Consider the following 13,519-nt stretch of genomic DNA (forward strand, 5'->3'; position numbering starts at 1 on the left):
GTACGTCGCATGAGCCCGATCCAGCCCAAGAGCTACACCGAAATTGCCTGGAGCGCGATCCAGGTCTTCGCCGACGACGGCACCCTCGACGAGGGCGAACTCAACTTCCTGCTCGGTCTGGCGCTGCGCGACAAGGTGGTCGATGACGACGAAAAGCGCGTGCTCAAGTCGATCTTCGACCGCGCCGAGTCGTCCAGCTCGCTTGCCGCCAAGGTGCGCGACCGGATTCAGAGCGTGCGCGCGCAGCATGGGATCTGAGCGTGCTGGCGGGCGGTCCTGGGGCGGCACTCGCGCCCGCAACTATAATCGACTATAAAAGGCCATAATTCGCTATAAACGAGGCGCGCAATGGCATCGCAGGATCGCGGCAATGTGTTTTTCCGACCGGAGCTGGCGCGCTCGCTTGCCGACAAGATCTTGAACGTGGCGGTCGGCAGCGCTGCCGCGTCGGGCGTGTTCCTCGCCGCGCCGCGGCGAACGGGCAAGTCCACGTTTCTGCGCGAAGACCTGCGCCCGGCGCTCGAGCGCGCGGGCGCCATGGTGCTCTACGTCGATCTGTGGGCCAACCCCGCAGCCAACCCCGGCGAAGTGATCGTTGGCGCCGTGCGCGCCGCGCTTGCCGAGCGCGCCGGCGTGGTGCAGCGGCTGGCGAAGCGCGCGGGCCTGGGGCGTGTGACTGTGGGCGGCGCGCAGTTCGATCTGGATCGCGTCGGCCTGGACCGAGACGTCTCGCTTGCGGATGCGTTGTCTGCCCTCTCTGACGACACCGGCCAGATCATCGTCCTGATCATCGATGAAGCTCAGCATGCGATCACCACGCAGGAAGGCAGCGAGGCGCTGTTCGCGTTGAAGGCGGCCCGCGACGAGCTCAACGGTTCCGCTCACCATGGGTTGCGGCTTGTGTGCACCGGCTCCAATCGCGACAAGCTGGCGATGTTGCGCAACGGCAAGGATCAAGCGTTCTTCGGTGCGCCGATGGTCAGCTTTCCACCATTGGGCGCAGACTTTGTGAGCTGGTTTTGCGCGCACGTCGATCTTCCGTTCCGGCTGGACCCGAAAGAAGTGATGCAGCTGTTCCAGCTGGCCGGACATCGCCCGGAAGTGATGTACGCGGCCGCGGACGTGTTTCGCTTCGACTTCTCGCTCGATCCGGGCGATGGCGCGTCCCGCTTCGCCGTCGAGGTGCGGGCGCAGATCGAGGTGATGAATGCCGAGTTGATGAAAGTGGTGCACAGTCTGACGCCAATTCAGGCGGCGGTGCTGCGCGTGATGGCGGCGGCTGGTGCGGACTACGCGCCGTTCGAGGCCGCGACACTCGAGCAGTATCGGCGTGCTCTCATGCTCGCTGGTGTATCCGAGTCCGACGCCCGAGCCGATGTGCCGGGCGTCCAGGCCGCGCTCACGGCGCTGCAGGAAAAGAAGCTGGTCTGGCGTGCCGCGCGCGGCGTCTATTCGGTGGAAGAACCGGCGCTCGTCGAAGAAATGCAAAAGGCCGGGATGCTCGCCGGACTGAAATAAGCCGGTAGCGGTTCCCGGCGCAGGCGCGCTGGTCCACGACTCACGGCGGCAGCACACCGCGTTCGCGCTCGATGCGGCGGTAGAGCCGGGTTTCGCGGCCGCGGCCGAGGTCGAGCATGTTGCCGAGCAGGACCAGGGCATCGGCTGCGGGATCGACCGCGATGCGCAGCGTCTGTCCCTGCAGCAGCAGGGTGTCGCGCTCGCGGTAGGCGATGCGGCCATGGCCGCTGCACAAGACGATCACGGTCAGGCCGGCGATGTGCAGGTCGCGACCCTGGCTCTGCACGATCAGGAACTCGGCGTCATGCCACTCGACCTTGAGTTGCCGCGCCAGCAGCGAGCGATGCAGCCGTGGCAGGCTGGAGATCGCGCCGTAGACGAGCCCGTACAGGACCGCCCAGAACTTCAGGATCAGCGCGAGCAGGATTTCCAGACCGAACATGGGTAGGCCGTGGCCGAGAGGCGTCGATCATACGGCACTCGCCACGCTTGATTCAGCGCGGGCCGCTTGTGGGGCTCTCGTGGGTGCGATTTTCAATCACACGCTTTTTGCGCGGCGACAGATCAAAGAGTGCGATTGAAAATCGCACCCACGGAAAGGCGGATCAGCGTTTGGCAGCCGCCTTTTTTGCGGGCGCCTTCTTCGCAGCTTTCTTGGCCGCAGGCTTCTTCGCGGGCGCTTTCTTCGCCGCCGCCTTCTTCACTGCCGCCTTGATCGGCGTGGTGCCCTCGCCGGCAGCCAGCTTCTTCGCGGCCTTCTTGGCCGGTGCCTTCTTCGCGGCGCGCCCGAACTTGCCGGTCTTCTTCTTGACCGGCTTGCCGGCGGCGAGCCATTCGACGCACTCTTCGCGGGTCAGGGTTTTCGGATCGCGGTCTTTGGGGATCCTGCCGTTCTTGGCACCGTCGGTGATGTAGGGACCGTACTTGCCGTTCAACACTTCGATCGCGCCATCGTCGAAACTCATGATGATGCGGTTGCGGATCTGTTCCTCCTTCTCCTCGATCAGCTGCAGCGCGCGAGGCAACTCGATCGTGTAGGCACTTTCCGGCGTCTTGATTGAGGCATAGGTGCTGCCGTGCTTGACGAATGGGCCGAAGCGACCGACCGCGGCGCTGACTTCCTTGCCGTCGGCCGCATGACCGAGCACGCGCGGCAGCTTGAACAGTTCGAGCGCATCTTCGAGCGTGATCGTGTGCAGGCTCTGGCCGGCCTGCAGCGAGGCGAACTTCGGCTTGTCCTCGTCGTCCTTGGTGCCGATTTGCGCAAACGGTCCGAAGCGGCCGAGGCGCACCGAAATCGGCTTGCCGGTCGCCGGGTCGTTGCCGAGCACGCGGTTCTGCTTGGCCTCATCGAGGCTCACGGTTTCCATCTTGTCGGCGACCTGGGCCTTGAACGGTCCCCAGAACTTGCGCAGCAAGGGCACCCATTCCTCCTCGCCGCGTGACACCGCGTCGAGCTCATCTTCCATGCGCGCGGTGAACTCGTAGTCGACGTACTGCGCGAAATGGTTGGACAAGAACTTGGCCACCACGCGGCCAACGTCGGTCGGGCGAAAGCGGCGGTTGTCGAGCATCACGTACTCGCGCCCAAGCAGGGTCTGGATGATGCTGGCATAGGTCGACGGCCGGCCGATGCCGTATTCCTCCAGCGTCTTGACCAGCGACGCCTCGGAATAGCGTGGCGGCGGCTCGGTGAAGTGCTGGTCGGCGAGCACCTGCGACAAGGGAATGCTGTCGCCTTCCTTCATCAACGGCAGGCGGCGGCCCTCGTCATCGTCTTCTTCGGTCTTCTGATCGCGGCCTTCCTCGTACACGGCGAGGAAGCCCGGTTCGATCACCGTGGTGCCGGTGGCGCGGAAGGCATGTCTTGACCCGGCAGCGAGATCGACGGCTACCGTCTCCATCAGCGCCGGCGCCATCTGGCAGGCGACGGTGCGCTTCCAGATCAGTTCGTACAGCTTGAGCTGGTCGGGATTGAGATACCTGGCGACCGACTCCGGCGTACGCAGGGCCGAGGTCGGACGAATGGCTTCGTGCGCTTCCTGCGCATTCTTCGATTTGGTCTTGTAGACGTTCGGTGCTTCCGGCAGGGCCTTGGCGCCATAGCGATCCGCGATGACTGCGCGCAGTTCGGCGATCGCATCATTGGCCAGATGCACGGCGTCGGTACGCATGTAGGAAATCAATCCCACCAGGCCTTCGTCACCGATCTGCACACCTTCATACAGGCCCTGCGCCAGGCGCATGGTGCGACTGGTGCCGAAGCCGAGCTTGCGCGCTGCTTCCTGCTGCAGGGTCGAGGTGATGAAGGGTGGTGAGGGACGACGCTGGCGCTGCTTGCGCGAGACATCGGCGACCTTGAGCATGCCGTTGGCCGCACGCACCAGTTCCGCCCGCGCGGCTTCCGCAGCGGCGCCGTCGCGGAAGGTGAACTGCTCGACCTTGTGGCCGTCGTAGCGCAGCAGGCGGGCATCGAAGGCCTGCACCGGATGGGCGCACTGCGCCGCGATCGACCAGTATTCCTGCGCCGTGAACGCCTCGATCTCTTCCTCACGCTCGACGATCAGGCGCAGCGCCGGCGACTGCACACGCCCGGCCGACAGCCCGGTCTGAACCTTGCGCCACAGCACCGGGCTGAGATTGAAGCCGACCAGGTAATCGAGCGCGCGTCGCGCCTGTTGCGCATTGACCAGATCGAGCTGCAATTTGCGCGGATGCGCGACCGCTTCCTGGATTGCCTTGGGCGTGATCTCGGAGAACACCACTCGGTGCAGCGAGCGCCCTTCGAGCAGGCTGCGCTCGCGCAGGATCTCGCTGATGTGCCAGCTGATCGCCTCACCCTCGCGATCCAAGTCGGTTGCGAGGTAGAGGGCGTCAGCCTGCTTGGCGGCCTTGGCGATCGCCTCGACGTGGCGTTCGTTCTTCTCGATCAGTTCGTAGCGCATGGCGAAATCGCGCTCGGGATCGACCGCGCCCTCGCGCGGCACCAGATCGCGCACATGGCCGTAGGAGGCGAGGACGTGGAAGTCCTTGCCGAGGTATTTGTTGATCGTCTTGGCCTTGGCGGGCGACTCGACGATGAGCAGGTTCTTGGCCATAGTCCTTCTACGCCGCAGGAGCGCTGCGGCAGCTTGTGGGTTCGCTGTTGCGGGCCGGTGACCGTGGTGCTGACCACATGGCCCGGTCGTCGCGCACGAGGCGCGTCCTTATTTCAGTGATTCACGGGCGGGCTGGTGCTGTCAAGCCAATTCGCTGCCGACTCAGTTGCGCGCGAGGTGCGCGGCGAGAAGCTCCGACTCCATCCACGCATAGCCGGCCTCGCGGTCCGGCGTGTTGTAGAGCACCAGCAGCACCACCCATTTCAGGTCATGCAGGTCGACCGGCGACTGCTCCAGCGCCAACGCACGCTCGATCACGCGCTCGCGCGCATCGGCGTCGAGCACGCCGCGCTGCTCCAGCGCCATCAGGAAGCCGCGGCAGTCGGTGTCCAGCAGGTCCAGTTCCTCGGGTGCATACACTCGCAGCGGCTGCTGACGGGCGAGATCGGGCGCGCTCGGCTGCTCGTCCTGCAGGTCGGCGAGCCAGTCGAACGCCTTGCCGACATGCAGCGCATCGAAGCCGGCTTCGATCAATTCCGCTTGCAGCGAAGCGCGGTCGTGCACCGTATCCGGCTCGCCGAGGAAGTAATTGCGGAACAGATAGACCAGCACCGACAGCACGGATTCCTTCATTTTGCTCTCCTGCAGGTGGGTGACGCAAAGCCGCCTCGATCAGCGCGGCATGCGCAGGATTCGGAGGGAGTCGGGGAGGACCGCGCGTCGTGCTGCGGAAGGGGTTCAGCCTTGGAAATCCATGCGGATTCAACCAATGCAGTCACCGCGCCAGTCGTTGAAAGCGACCGCCGCCGAGGTCGGCGACGTGCCCGTCGAGTTCGAGCGACATCAGCATGGAAGAGATCGCGCCGGCGGTCAACCCGGTGGCGCCGAGCAGACTGTCAAAATCCGTAGGCGCAAAGCCGATGGCGTCGAGCAGCCGCGCGTTTGCCGCGTCCGGTGTCGCCACGGCCACAGCCGGCGCGGCTTGCGCGGCGAGGCGCGCGCGCAACACGCTGCCGAGTTCGTGACCGATCGGTTGCAGTGCTTCGACCAGTTGTTCGGCGGCGGTGACCAGCGCGGCGCCGTTGCGGATCAGTTCGTGGCAGCCGCGTGCGCGCGGATCGTGGATCGAACCGGGTACGGCGAACACCTCGCGCCCGCTCTCGGTCGCAAGCCTGGCGGTAATCAGCGAGCCCGACTTCAACGATGCCTCGACCACCAGCGTGCCCAGCGTCAGTCCGGCGATGATGCGATTGCGCCGCGGAAAGTGCTCGGGCAGCGGCGGTGTCCCGATAGGAAACTCGGAGACCAGCGCGCCCTGTGCCGCGATGCGCCGGGCCAGGTCGAGGTGACGCTGCGGATAGACACGATCGAGGCCGGTGCCGAACACGGCGATGGTACTGCCGCCGGCATCCAGGCAGGCGGCATGCGCGGCGCCGTCGATGCCTTCGGCCAACCCGCTGGTCACGACGATGCCGAGACGGGCGAAGTGCGCCGCGAAGTCGCGCGCGATGCCGAGCCCGGAGCGGCTGGCGTTGCGACTGCCGACCATGGCGATCTGCGCCCGCCACAGCGCATTCAGGTCACCCTCGACGAACAGCACCGGCGGCGCATTCTCGAGGCGACGCAGCAGTGGCGGGTAGTCGGGATCGGCGAGCGTGAGCAGGTGGCGGTTCGGCGCGGCTTCGAGCCAGTCGAGATCGGCACGGACCGACGCGCGACCGCCGCGCGCCAACGCACTGCACACGGCGTCGGGCAGGCCGCACTCGCGCAGCGCCGAACGCCCGGCAGCCAGCGCCGCGCGCATGCTGCCGAAGCGCTGGTGCAGCGCCGCCAGGCGCAGGTCGCCAAGCCCGGGTGTGCGGTGTGCGATCAGCCAGGCTTGCAGTTCGGTGGGTTCGTGGTGCGCTGCATGGTTCATCCGCATAGCCTGCACCGCGCCCGCCACAAACGCGCCCGGCAGGCTCGCAAATGCAAGCCGGAAATTTCGCAAACGAAAAGGGCGCCATCTCTCCCTGCGCTAATCTCACCGACAGGGAGGAATTCCCAGCGGCAGCAGCGGTCCACCCGTGATCCAGCTGCTGCATCCAGCAGTGTTGCAACTCCGCAGATATACGAATGTCGTGTCCATCCGATACGAATACACCGTGACAGCGAGCGATCTCGCATCCAGTGTGGACGTTGGGCTCGTGTAGGGCGGCTCTGTCACATCGCCATGGGCTACTGTGTACAGCTCATACCAGCCCGCGACTCCGGTTCCGGCTCTCCAGGAAAACTCTCTAGGAATTCCGCCACAGTAGCTGTCTGCGACAAAGTTGGTCGGCGACCCTGGAGAGACGGCGACCGGGCTTCGGTGTCTTGCCACCAGGCTCGCCATTCCCTCAACAGGATCATAGAAATCGCTGCTGCCCTGAATTGTCCGGACCATGTTGCTCTTGGCAGCATCTGCTTCAGCAACAATAGGAACGGTCTGACCGGCAATCTCTACCTGCTGGTGAGGCGATGACCAGCGATTGATGCGAGGGCAACCCGATGTGCCGCCGCTGCACGCATCACCACCGGCAAATGTACCGTCGCCCATAAGCGTTCGAAAATTCGCGCCCGCGATCTGCCTATTCGTGTAACCGAAGGCATAGGGGAAGACCGCCTGTGTTTCGGTTGTGAACGCTGAATCATGAATTCCACCCAGAAGGTGCCCCGCCTCGTGGGTGAAAGTATGGTCGCTAGCGGGGCAGTTCACCGACGCGACCGCAAAGGCGACGTCGGTGTTGGAACCAGCGCGGTAGGCATTTGCCGCGCCGCAACGGGTGGAGTTGGGCAGACGAGTAATTAGGTGCAGAACGATGTCAGCGCCCACTTGATTTCGCTCGGAAGGAATCGTTGAAAACGGTTGACTCGCATTGGAGAGCAGGCTGAAAACATTGCTTACTTGGTTTGCAACGTTTGTTCCGTTGGCTGCGCTGTCTCTTATCTGGGCATATTTCACCACTCTAACGCGGGCTGCTATGGAGCTGTCGACGAAGGACTGGTTCATGTTTGCCACGAAATTGTCAACATCGGTTTTCCAGTCCCAGCCAAGATGGGCGACAGCTTCATTGCTCATTAGCACCATCAAGTCGACTACAACCATCGACTTGCTCATTGACGCCTTGGGTGTCTCCGGTATTGCGGAGATCTTGGGCACAGTATCTATTTGCTCGCAAAAAGCGCCTGTCGCGGGAAGCGTTTCGCGCACAACGATGCGCCCATTCAGCGGACCCTTTAAACGGAACTGCCGAATTCCGACATCTGCCGCCCCTACTACGTGCAGCCCGTTCTTGGTGAGAGTAAGAAAACCAGCGTCGCCTGCAGATACTCCGATCCAAGTCGTGGATCCCGATTGGCTTCGTTCTAGGCGCTGCCCGTGAAACTGAAACCACTCGCCGGGCATCAGTTCAATCTTCACGATGCCCCCCAAGACGAACCCGCGCTGAGCCAGTTGCGCATGGACTGGCCCTTCAAGTACAGACTCAAGGTCTAATTCTGTGGTCGAGAGGCGAGTCGAATATTCGAACGCCGATTCGGGCAGATTTGCCTGGCGCAATTCAGCAGTTTGCGCGGATCGGGTCCCGATGCTGATGGGTATGACTGGTTGCTGACTCAAACCAGCGGAGGGGTTAGCTACTGCTTGACTAACCGTAGAGAGAGAGAGAAGAGTAGCAACACTTACGGTAAGGAATGGCCTGATCATGCGCAATCGTCCTTTATGTGATCGAAAGTCCCTGATACATCTGGGGGTTGAGGCGGCACCCCCCGGTGCGCACGCGGTTGGAATAGTGAGGCACCGAACGACATTTGTGAAGTCGGTTGGCATCCAGCAGGTGTTGGGCCTCGTCCTGTGTGCGGGTCTCGGGTCTGTGCAAGCGGAGACGCCCGAGCGTGGTCTGTACTGGACGCCGACGCGGCCGCACCAGGCTTTCTACCTAGAGCATCAAGGTACGCGCTCCGTACTGGTCGTTTTGGCATATGACGAAGCCGGCCACTCCGAGTGGTTCACCGCGACTGGGGCGCTGAGAGTTGGCACGACGCTGGACATCGAGATGTCGGACCCGTCCTTGTATCACTACTTCACCGGCCCGCTCGAGCGCTGGAATGACGGGCCGGTACTGGGATTTACCGGCGATCCTGGTCAGTATCCGCCGTCGCCGGAAGCATCCTCAATCGGTGTAGTGACGGTTAATTTCTCGCCTCTGGGCGAGGTCTATCTTGATCTCGCGTCGACACTTCCGGATGGCCCCGCGCGTCGGCTCTCGAACGCGCGGCTGAGTCGTTTCAACTTCGGCTTTGGTGGGTTCGGACGCAACTCTTGGCCGAGCCACGACTCGTGCTGGCCGAATCTGTCTGGCGAGTGGGCTTTCATCGACCGCGCCGAGCGCACCCGGCAGCCATGGCGCTTTCACTTCACCACGCGATCGGTGCGGGCATGGGACTGGAGCCGGCAAGCCTGGCTAGATGCATCGATGATGACTTGCGGCTTTTCCTATCAGCCGCATGAAATCGTCTATCGCGATGACGTGGCCAATGCCGACTTGCGCTGTGCAAGCACGGAGGGAGGGCCTCCTCCGGACTTCCCGGATCAGGCGCACGCCTGTGAGGTGATCGAAAACAGCACCGGGCAAACTCTGTTCTGGTTCTTTATCGGGTCAGGGCTGGCGGCCATGATGGGCGGAGTATGCCCCAATCATCGGGATGCGGGTCGAGTAGTCCGCGCAAACGAAAAGGGCGCGACCTGAGGTCGCGCCCTTGGGGTGGAGCGGATGCTCGGGTCAGAGCGACTGCGGCTCGCGGGCGAGGTCGTTGACGAAGATCGGGCGTTTGCCGTCCATGACCAGGCCGTAGCTGATTTTCTCGAAGGTGCGGAAGATCATCACGTGGCCGGCGAATTCCTCGGGCAGGGTCACGTACTTCTTCTTGGTCTGGAAGGCGCTGCGCAGGTCGCCGCTCGGGTGCTTGACGCTGTCGCGCACGGTCTTGCCCTGGTTCATCAGCGCGAACACCTGTCCGTTGCCAATACCGTCGCGGGCGCCGCGCGAGAGCGCGACGACGCGTGCCGGGCCGGTCACGGCATACCCTTCGGAGACCGCGAGCACGCGCATGTTGTCGGGCACCGATTCCGGCGCATGCTGCGAGTAGGAGGGGTCGTACGGCGAGTCGTCGACTGGCAGGATCAGGTCGCCGGCGCGGGCTTCCATGTCGCCGTCGCGGATTTCGAGCGTTGCCGGATCGCCTTCGGCGATGACGCGCGCGCGTGCCACCTGCACCACTTCGTGGCCGAGGATTTCAGAGCGGCGCTCGCGGAAGTAGCGACCGATATGGTCGGTCCAGATGCTGCCCAAGGTGAAGCCCTGGCTCGGGTCCCAGTCGCGTGACTGGGCTTCGCGTGGCTTGTGCTGCCACGGCCAGCCCTTCTTCACCTCGGTATAGACGAAGCTGGGGCGGACGATATCGACCTCGGTGCCGGGGCGGGCGTCGAGGCCGCGCACGTAGACCAGGCCGAGATCAACGGTACGCAGGCGGGCTTCTTCGTTGCCGACGACATAGGGCAGCGCATCGGCGTCGGCTTCGGTGAGCACACGCGTGTGCTCGAGGAAAGCCTTGAGTGCGTCCAGCGGGATTGGCCCGACGGCGCGCCTGCCGCCCATGTCGCGCACACGCGGAGAGAGCTTCTCGTTGCTTGGGCGCTGGCCGGCGAGGCCGCGGGTCAGCATCGGCTTGCCATCGACATAGATCAGGCTGATCACGTCGCCCGGGTAGATCAGGTGCGGATTCTTGATCTGGTCGTTGGCCTGCCAGATTTCCGGCCACTGCCAAGGGTTGTTGAGGAATCGACCGGCAATGGCCCACAACGTGTCGCCTTCGACGACGGTGTAGGAATCGGGATGGTCGGAACGCAGGTCATCCGCGTCGAGCGCAAAAGCGGATGCGCTGAACAGGATTCCAGCCAATACTGCAAGCGATCTTTTAAGCATGGCGGCTAAGCCTCTGATTTGGCGAGGACTGGTCCGAGTGTAACCCAATTCCATCCGCGATAAAATGCGCCCCCCATCACGCCGCTTGATCGAGGCACTCCCGCCTCCATTCCGTGGGCAGGAGAACGCAATGAGCATCTTGAACATCCTGGAGTTCCCGGACCCGCGGCTGCGCACCGTGGCGAAACCGGTCGAAAGCGTCGACGCAAGCCTGCAGAAGCTGATCGACGACATGCTGGAAACCATGTACGCCGCGCCCGGCATCGGGCTCGCAGCGACGCAGGTCGATTGCCACAGGCAGCTCGTCGTGATCGATGTCTCCGAGGGCAAGGACCAGCCGATCGTGCTGATCAACCCGAAGATCACGCATCGGGAGGGCGAACAGGTGTACCAGGAGGGTTGTCTTTCGGTGCCGGGCATTTATGCCGACGTGACGCGCGCGAATGCGGTGCGGGTGGACGCCCTGGACCGCCATGGCGAGCGCTGCGTGATCGAAAGTGATGGCCTGCTGGCGGTCTGCATCCAGCACGAGCTCGATCATCTCGCCGGCAAGGTGTTCGTCGATTACCTGTCGCCGTTGAAGCGCGACATGGTGCGCAAGAAGCTGGCCAAGCAGGCGCGCGACAAGCGTGCTGCCGGCGACCGCGAGCACTCGCTCTGATGCGTATTGTCTTTGCCGGCACGCCGGAGTTCGCCGTGCCTTGTCTCGAAGCCGTGCTCGCGAGCCGCGCTGAACTGGTGGCCGTCTATACCCAGCCGGACCGCCCGGCCGGTCGCGGTCGCGCCTTGAGCGCAAGCCCGGTCAAGCAGCGCGCGCGCGCGGCTGGCGTGGCAGTGGAGCAGCCCGAGAACTTCAAATCGCTGGCCAGCCGCCAGCGCCTCGCGCAGTACCGACCGGACCTGATGATCGTGGTCGCCTACGGTCTGATCCTGTCGCCGAGTGTGCTCGCCATCCCGCACCATGGCTGCTGGAACGTGCACGCCTCGCTGTTGCCGCGCTGGCGTGGTGCGGCGCCGATCCAGCGCTCGCTCGCCGCCGGCGACGCCGAGACCGGGGTCTGCCTGATGCGCATGGAACGCGGCCTCGACACCGGCCCGGTGTACCTGCGGCGCCAGACCGTGATCGCGGCCGACGAGACCGGTGGCAGTCTGCACGACCGCCTCGCCGCCCTCGGCGCCGAGCTGGTCGCCGAAGGCCTGCGCCGACTGGCCGACGGCTCCTTGCCGCGACCCGAGCCGCAGTCGGAGCGCGGTGTCGAATATGCGCACAAGCTCGACAAGCGCGAGGCCGTGCTTGACTTCGAGCGCAGCGCCATCGATCTCGAACGCCAGGTGCGGGCCTTTACGCCGTGGCCGGTCGCGGAGCTCGTGCTCGGCGGGGAACGTCTGCGCGTGCATGCGGCGCAGGCGATCGATGGCGCAAGCCATCATCCGCCCGGCGAGATCGTGCATGCCGGGCGTGACGGCATCGATGTCGCGACCGGCGCAGGCCTGCTGCGGCTGACGCGCGTGCAACGCGACGGCGGACGACCGCTTGCTGCCCACGAATACCTGAACGCGCGCAGCGACCTGCGCCGCGCATGAAGCCGGTGCTGCCGATCCGTGCCCTCGCCGCGCGCGCGCTGGCCAACCTGCGTCGCGGCGGCGCATCGCTGACCGACTTGCTGGTGGAGGCCGATGCCAGCCTCGAAGACGCGCGTGATCGCGCCCAGCTGCGCGCCATCCTCTACGCCAGCCTGCGCGGCATCTTCCGCTATGAGGCCTTGCTGCGGATGCTGCTCGCCAAGCCGCTGCCCAAGCGCCACGACGCGGTCGAGGCGCTGCTGATCAATGGTCTGGCGCAGCTCGAACTCGGCATCGACGCGGCTTACGCCGTGGTCGATGCCAGCGTCGGCGCCGCGCGCGCGCTCGGCGAAACCAATCTGGCCGGCTTGGTGAACGCGGTCCTGCGCCGCTTCCAGCGCGAGCGCGAGGCCTTGCTCGCCGCGCTGCCGGCGACGGCGGAAATCGCGCACAACCATCCGTCGTGGATGCTGCGCCGCTTCGAACAGGACTGGGGCGACGCGGCGGCGGCGATGTGCGCAGCCAACAACCGCGCGGCGTCGACCTGGTTGCGCGTGAACCGCCGCCGTGGCTCGCGCCAGCGGTTGCAGGAATTGCTGGCTGCGCACGCCATCGTCGCGCAGGTGCATGCCGGCCTGCCCGACGCCTTGCGTATCGAGCATGGCGTCGACGTCACGCAGTTGCCGGGATTCGCCGAGGGCGATTTTTCGGTGCAGGACGGCGCCGCGCAGCTCGCGGTCGAGCTGCTCGATCTGGCTCCGGGCCAGCGCGTGCTCGACGCCTGTTGCGCGCCCGGCGGCAAGCTCGCGCACATCGCCGAGCGCGAGTCCGCGCTGGCGTTGCTGGCCGGCGTCGACATCGATGAGGAACGGGTCGAACGCACGCGCCTGGGACTGCAGCGCCTGCAGCTGGATGCAGAACTCGCCGCGGCCGATCTGCGCAGTCGCCACCTCTACAGCACGCGTCGTTTCGATCGCATCCTGCTCGATGCGCCATGCTCGGGTAGCGGCGTGATCCGGCGTCATCCCGACATCCGACTGTTGCGTCGCGATTCCGATATCGCCGCGCTGCAACGCACCCAGGCCGAGCTGCTGGATGCGCTGTGGCCTTTGCTGGCCCCGGGTGGACGGCTAGTCTATGCGACCTGTTCGGTGCTCGCGGATGAAAACGACGGCCAAGTCGCAGCGTTTCTGGAACGTCGTCGCGACGCGGTCGCGCTCGATGTCGTACCGGAGTGGTTCGGACGCGCGCAGCGCCACGGGCGCCAGAACCTGCCCGGCGAGGACGACTGCGATGGCTTCTATTACGCGGTGTTGGCCCATCGCGCTTAGCCTC

12 protein-coding genes are annotated in these 13,519 nt (G+C 64.8%); 6 read left to right on the forward strand and 6 right to left on the reverse strand.

Annotation, left to right across the window (positions count from 1 at the left end; genetic code table 11):
• Positions 1–9 precede the first annotated feature (9 nt).
• Together IPG63_06200 and IPG63_06205 are read left to right on the forward strand one after the other, a co-directional pair.
• A complete protein-coding gene (locus IPG63_06200; protein ID MBK6726841.1) occupies positions 10–258 on the forward strand; it encodes a hypothetical protein in 249 nt (82 codons plus the stop codon).
• A 90-nt stretch (positions 259–348) separates the two neighbouring features.
• Complete coding sequence (locus IPG63_06205; GenBank protein MBK6726842.1) at positions 349–1,518, forward strand: ATP-binding protein; 1,170 nt, start codon at positions 349–351, stop codon at positions 1,516–1,518.
• A 40-nt stretch (positions 1,519–1,558) separates the two neighbouring features.
• Here IPG63_06205 and IPG63_06210 read toward each other — a convergent pair whose 3' ends face one another.
• The 5 genes from IPG63_06210 to IPG63_06230 all read right to left on the reverse strand — a co-directional run bounded on the left by IPG63_06210 (position 1,559) and on the right by IPG63_06230 (position 8,058).
• On the reverse strand, positions 1,559–1,960 hold the full coding sequence (locus IPG63_06210) for a hypothetical protein (GenBank protein ID MBK6726843.1): 402 nt from the start codon (positions 1,958–1,960) through the stop codon (positions 1,559–1,561).
• Between the two features lie 163 nt (positions 1,961–2,123).
• A complete protein-coding gene (locus IPG63_06215) occupies positions 2,124–4,616 on the reverse strand; it encodes a DNA topoisomerase I (GenBank protein ID MBK6726844.1) in 2,493 nt (830 codons plus the stop codon).
• A 162-nt stretch (positions 4,617–4,778) separates the two neighbouring features.
• A complete protein-coding gene (locus IPG63_06220) occupies positions 4,779–5,249 on the reverse strand; it encodes a DUF494 domain-containing protein (protein ID MBK6726845.1) in 471 nt (156 codons plus the stop codon).
• A gap of 142 nt (positions 5,250–5,391) precedes the next feature.
• The gene (dprA, locus tag IPG63_06225; GenBank protein ID MBK6726846.1) at positions 5,392–6,534 is read right to left on the reverse strand and encodes a DNA-protecting protein DprA; all 1,143 of its coding nucleotides are present in this window, start codon (positions 6,532–6,534) and stop codon (positions 5,392–5,394) included.
• Positions 6,535–6,639: 105 nt separating this feature from the next.
• A complete protein-coding gene (locus IPG63_06230) occupies positions 6,640–8,058 on the reverse strand; it encodes a hypothetical protein (GenBank protein MBK6726847.1) in 1,419 nt (472 codons plus the stop codon).
• A 391-nt stretch (positions 8,059–8,449) separates the two neighbouring features.
• Between IPG63_06230 and IPG63_06235 the strand changes: the two genes are divergently transcribed.
• Positions 8,450–9,385 (forward strand): hypothetical protein, encoded by a 936-nt coding sequence (locus tag IPG63_06235; GenBank protein MBK6726848.1) that lies wholly within the window; start codon positions 8,450–8,452, stop codon positions 9,383–9,385.
• Between the two features lie 33 nt (positions 9,386–9,418).
• Here the strand turns inward: IPG63_06235 and IPG63_06240 are convergent, their stop codons facing one another.
• The gene (locus IPG63_06240) at positions 9,419–10,621 is read right to left on the reverse strand and encodes a LysM peptidoglycan-binding domain-containing protein (protein MBK6726849.1); all 1,203 of its coding nucleotides are present in this window, start codon (positions 10,619–10,621) and stop codon (positions 9,419–9,421) included.
• Positions 10,622–10,751: 130 nt separating this feature from the next.
• On the opposite strand from IPG63_06240, the gene IPG63_06245 reads away from it, so the two are divergent.
• Genes IPG63_06245 through rsmB form a run of 3 tightly spaced genes read left to right on the forward strand, consistent with a single transcriptional unit; the run spans position 10,752 to position 13,515 of the window.
• Positions 10,752–11,282, forward strand: coding sequence for a peptide deformylase (locus IPG63_06245; GenBank protein MBK6726850.1), 531 nt, complete (start codon positions 10,752–10,754; stop codon positions 11,280–11,282).
• A complete protein-coding gene (locus IPG63_06250) occupies positions 11,282–12,205 on the forward strand; it encodes a methionyl-tRNA formyltransferase (protein MBK6726851.1) in 924 nt (307 codons plus the stop codon). Before IPG63_06245 ends, IPG63_06250 begins: the two co-directional genes overlap by 1 nt.
• Positions 12,202–13,515, forward strand: coding sequence for a 16S rRNA (cytosine(967)-C(5))-methyltransferase RsmB (gene rsmB / locus IPG63_06255; protein ID MBK6726852.1), 1,314 nt, complete (start codon positions 12,202–12,204; stop codon positions 13,513–13,515). The genes IPG63_06250 and rsmB overlap by 4 nt, the downstream gene beginning before the upstream one ends.
• The last annotated feature ends 4 nt before the right edge of the window (positions 13,516–13,519 follow it).

The organism is Lysobacterales bacterium (genome assembly GCA_016703225.1).
Lineage (GTDB): Bacteria > Pseudomonadota > Gammaproteobacteria > Xanthomonadales > Ahniellaceae > JADKHK01.

Excerpts from the sequence above, each read along its gene's own strand:
- IPG63_06215 (MBK6726844.1), bottom strand. The coding sequence starts at position 4,616 with ATGGCCAAGAACCTGCTCATCGTCGAGTCGCCCGCCAAGGCCAAGACG.
- IPG63_06205 (MBK6726842.1), top strand. The coding sequence starts at position 349 with ATGGCATCGCAGGATCGCGGCAATGTGTTTTTCCGACCGGAGCTGGCG.
- IPG63_06240 (MBK6726849.1), bottom strand. The coding sequence starts at position 10,621 with ATGCTTAAAAGATCGCTTGCAGTATTGGCTGGAATCCTGTTCAGCGCA.
- IPG63_06210 (MBK6726843.1), bottom strand. The coding sequence starts at position 1,960 with ATGTTCGGTCTGGAAATCCTGCTCGCGCTGATCCTGAAGTTCTGGGCG.
- IPG63_06245 (MBK6726850.1), top strand. The coding sequence starts at position 10,752 with ATGAGCATCTTGAACATCCTGGAGTTCCCGGACCCGCGGCTGCGCACC.
- IPG63_06220 (MBK6726845.1), bottom strand. The coding sequence starts at position 5,249 with ATGAAGGAATCCGTGCTGTCGGTGCTGGTCTATCTGTTCCGCAATTAC.
- rsmB (MBK6726852.1), top strand. The coding sequence starts at position 12,202 with ATGAAGCCGGTGCTGCCGATCCGTGCCCTCGCCGCGCGCGCGCTGGCC.
- dprA (MBK6726846.1), bottom strand. The coding sequence starts at position 6,534 with ATGAACCATGCAGCGCACCACGAACCCACCGAACTGCAAGCCTGGCTG.
- IPG63_06250 (MBK6726851.1), top strand. The coding sequence starts at position 11,282 with ATGCGTATTGTCTTTGCCGGCACGCCGGAGTTCGCCGTGCCTTGTCTC.
- IPG63_06200 (MBK6726841.1), top strand. The coding sequence starts at position 10 with ATGAGCCCGATCCAGCCCAAGAGCTACACCGAAATTGCCTGGAGCGCG.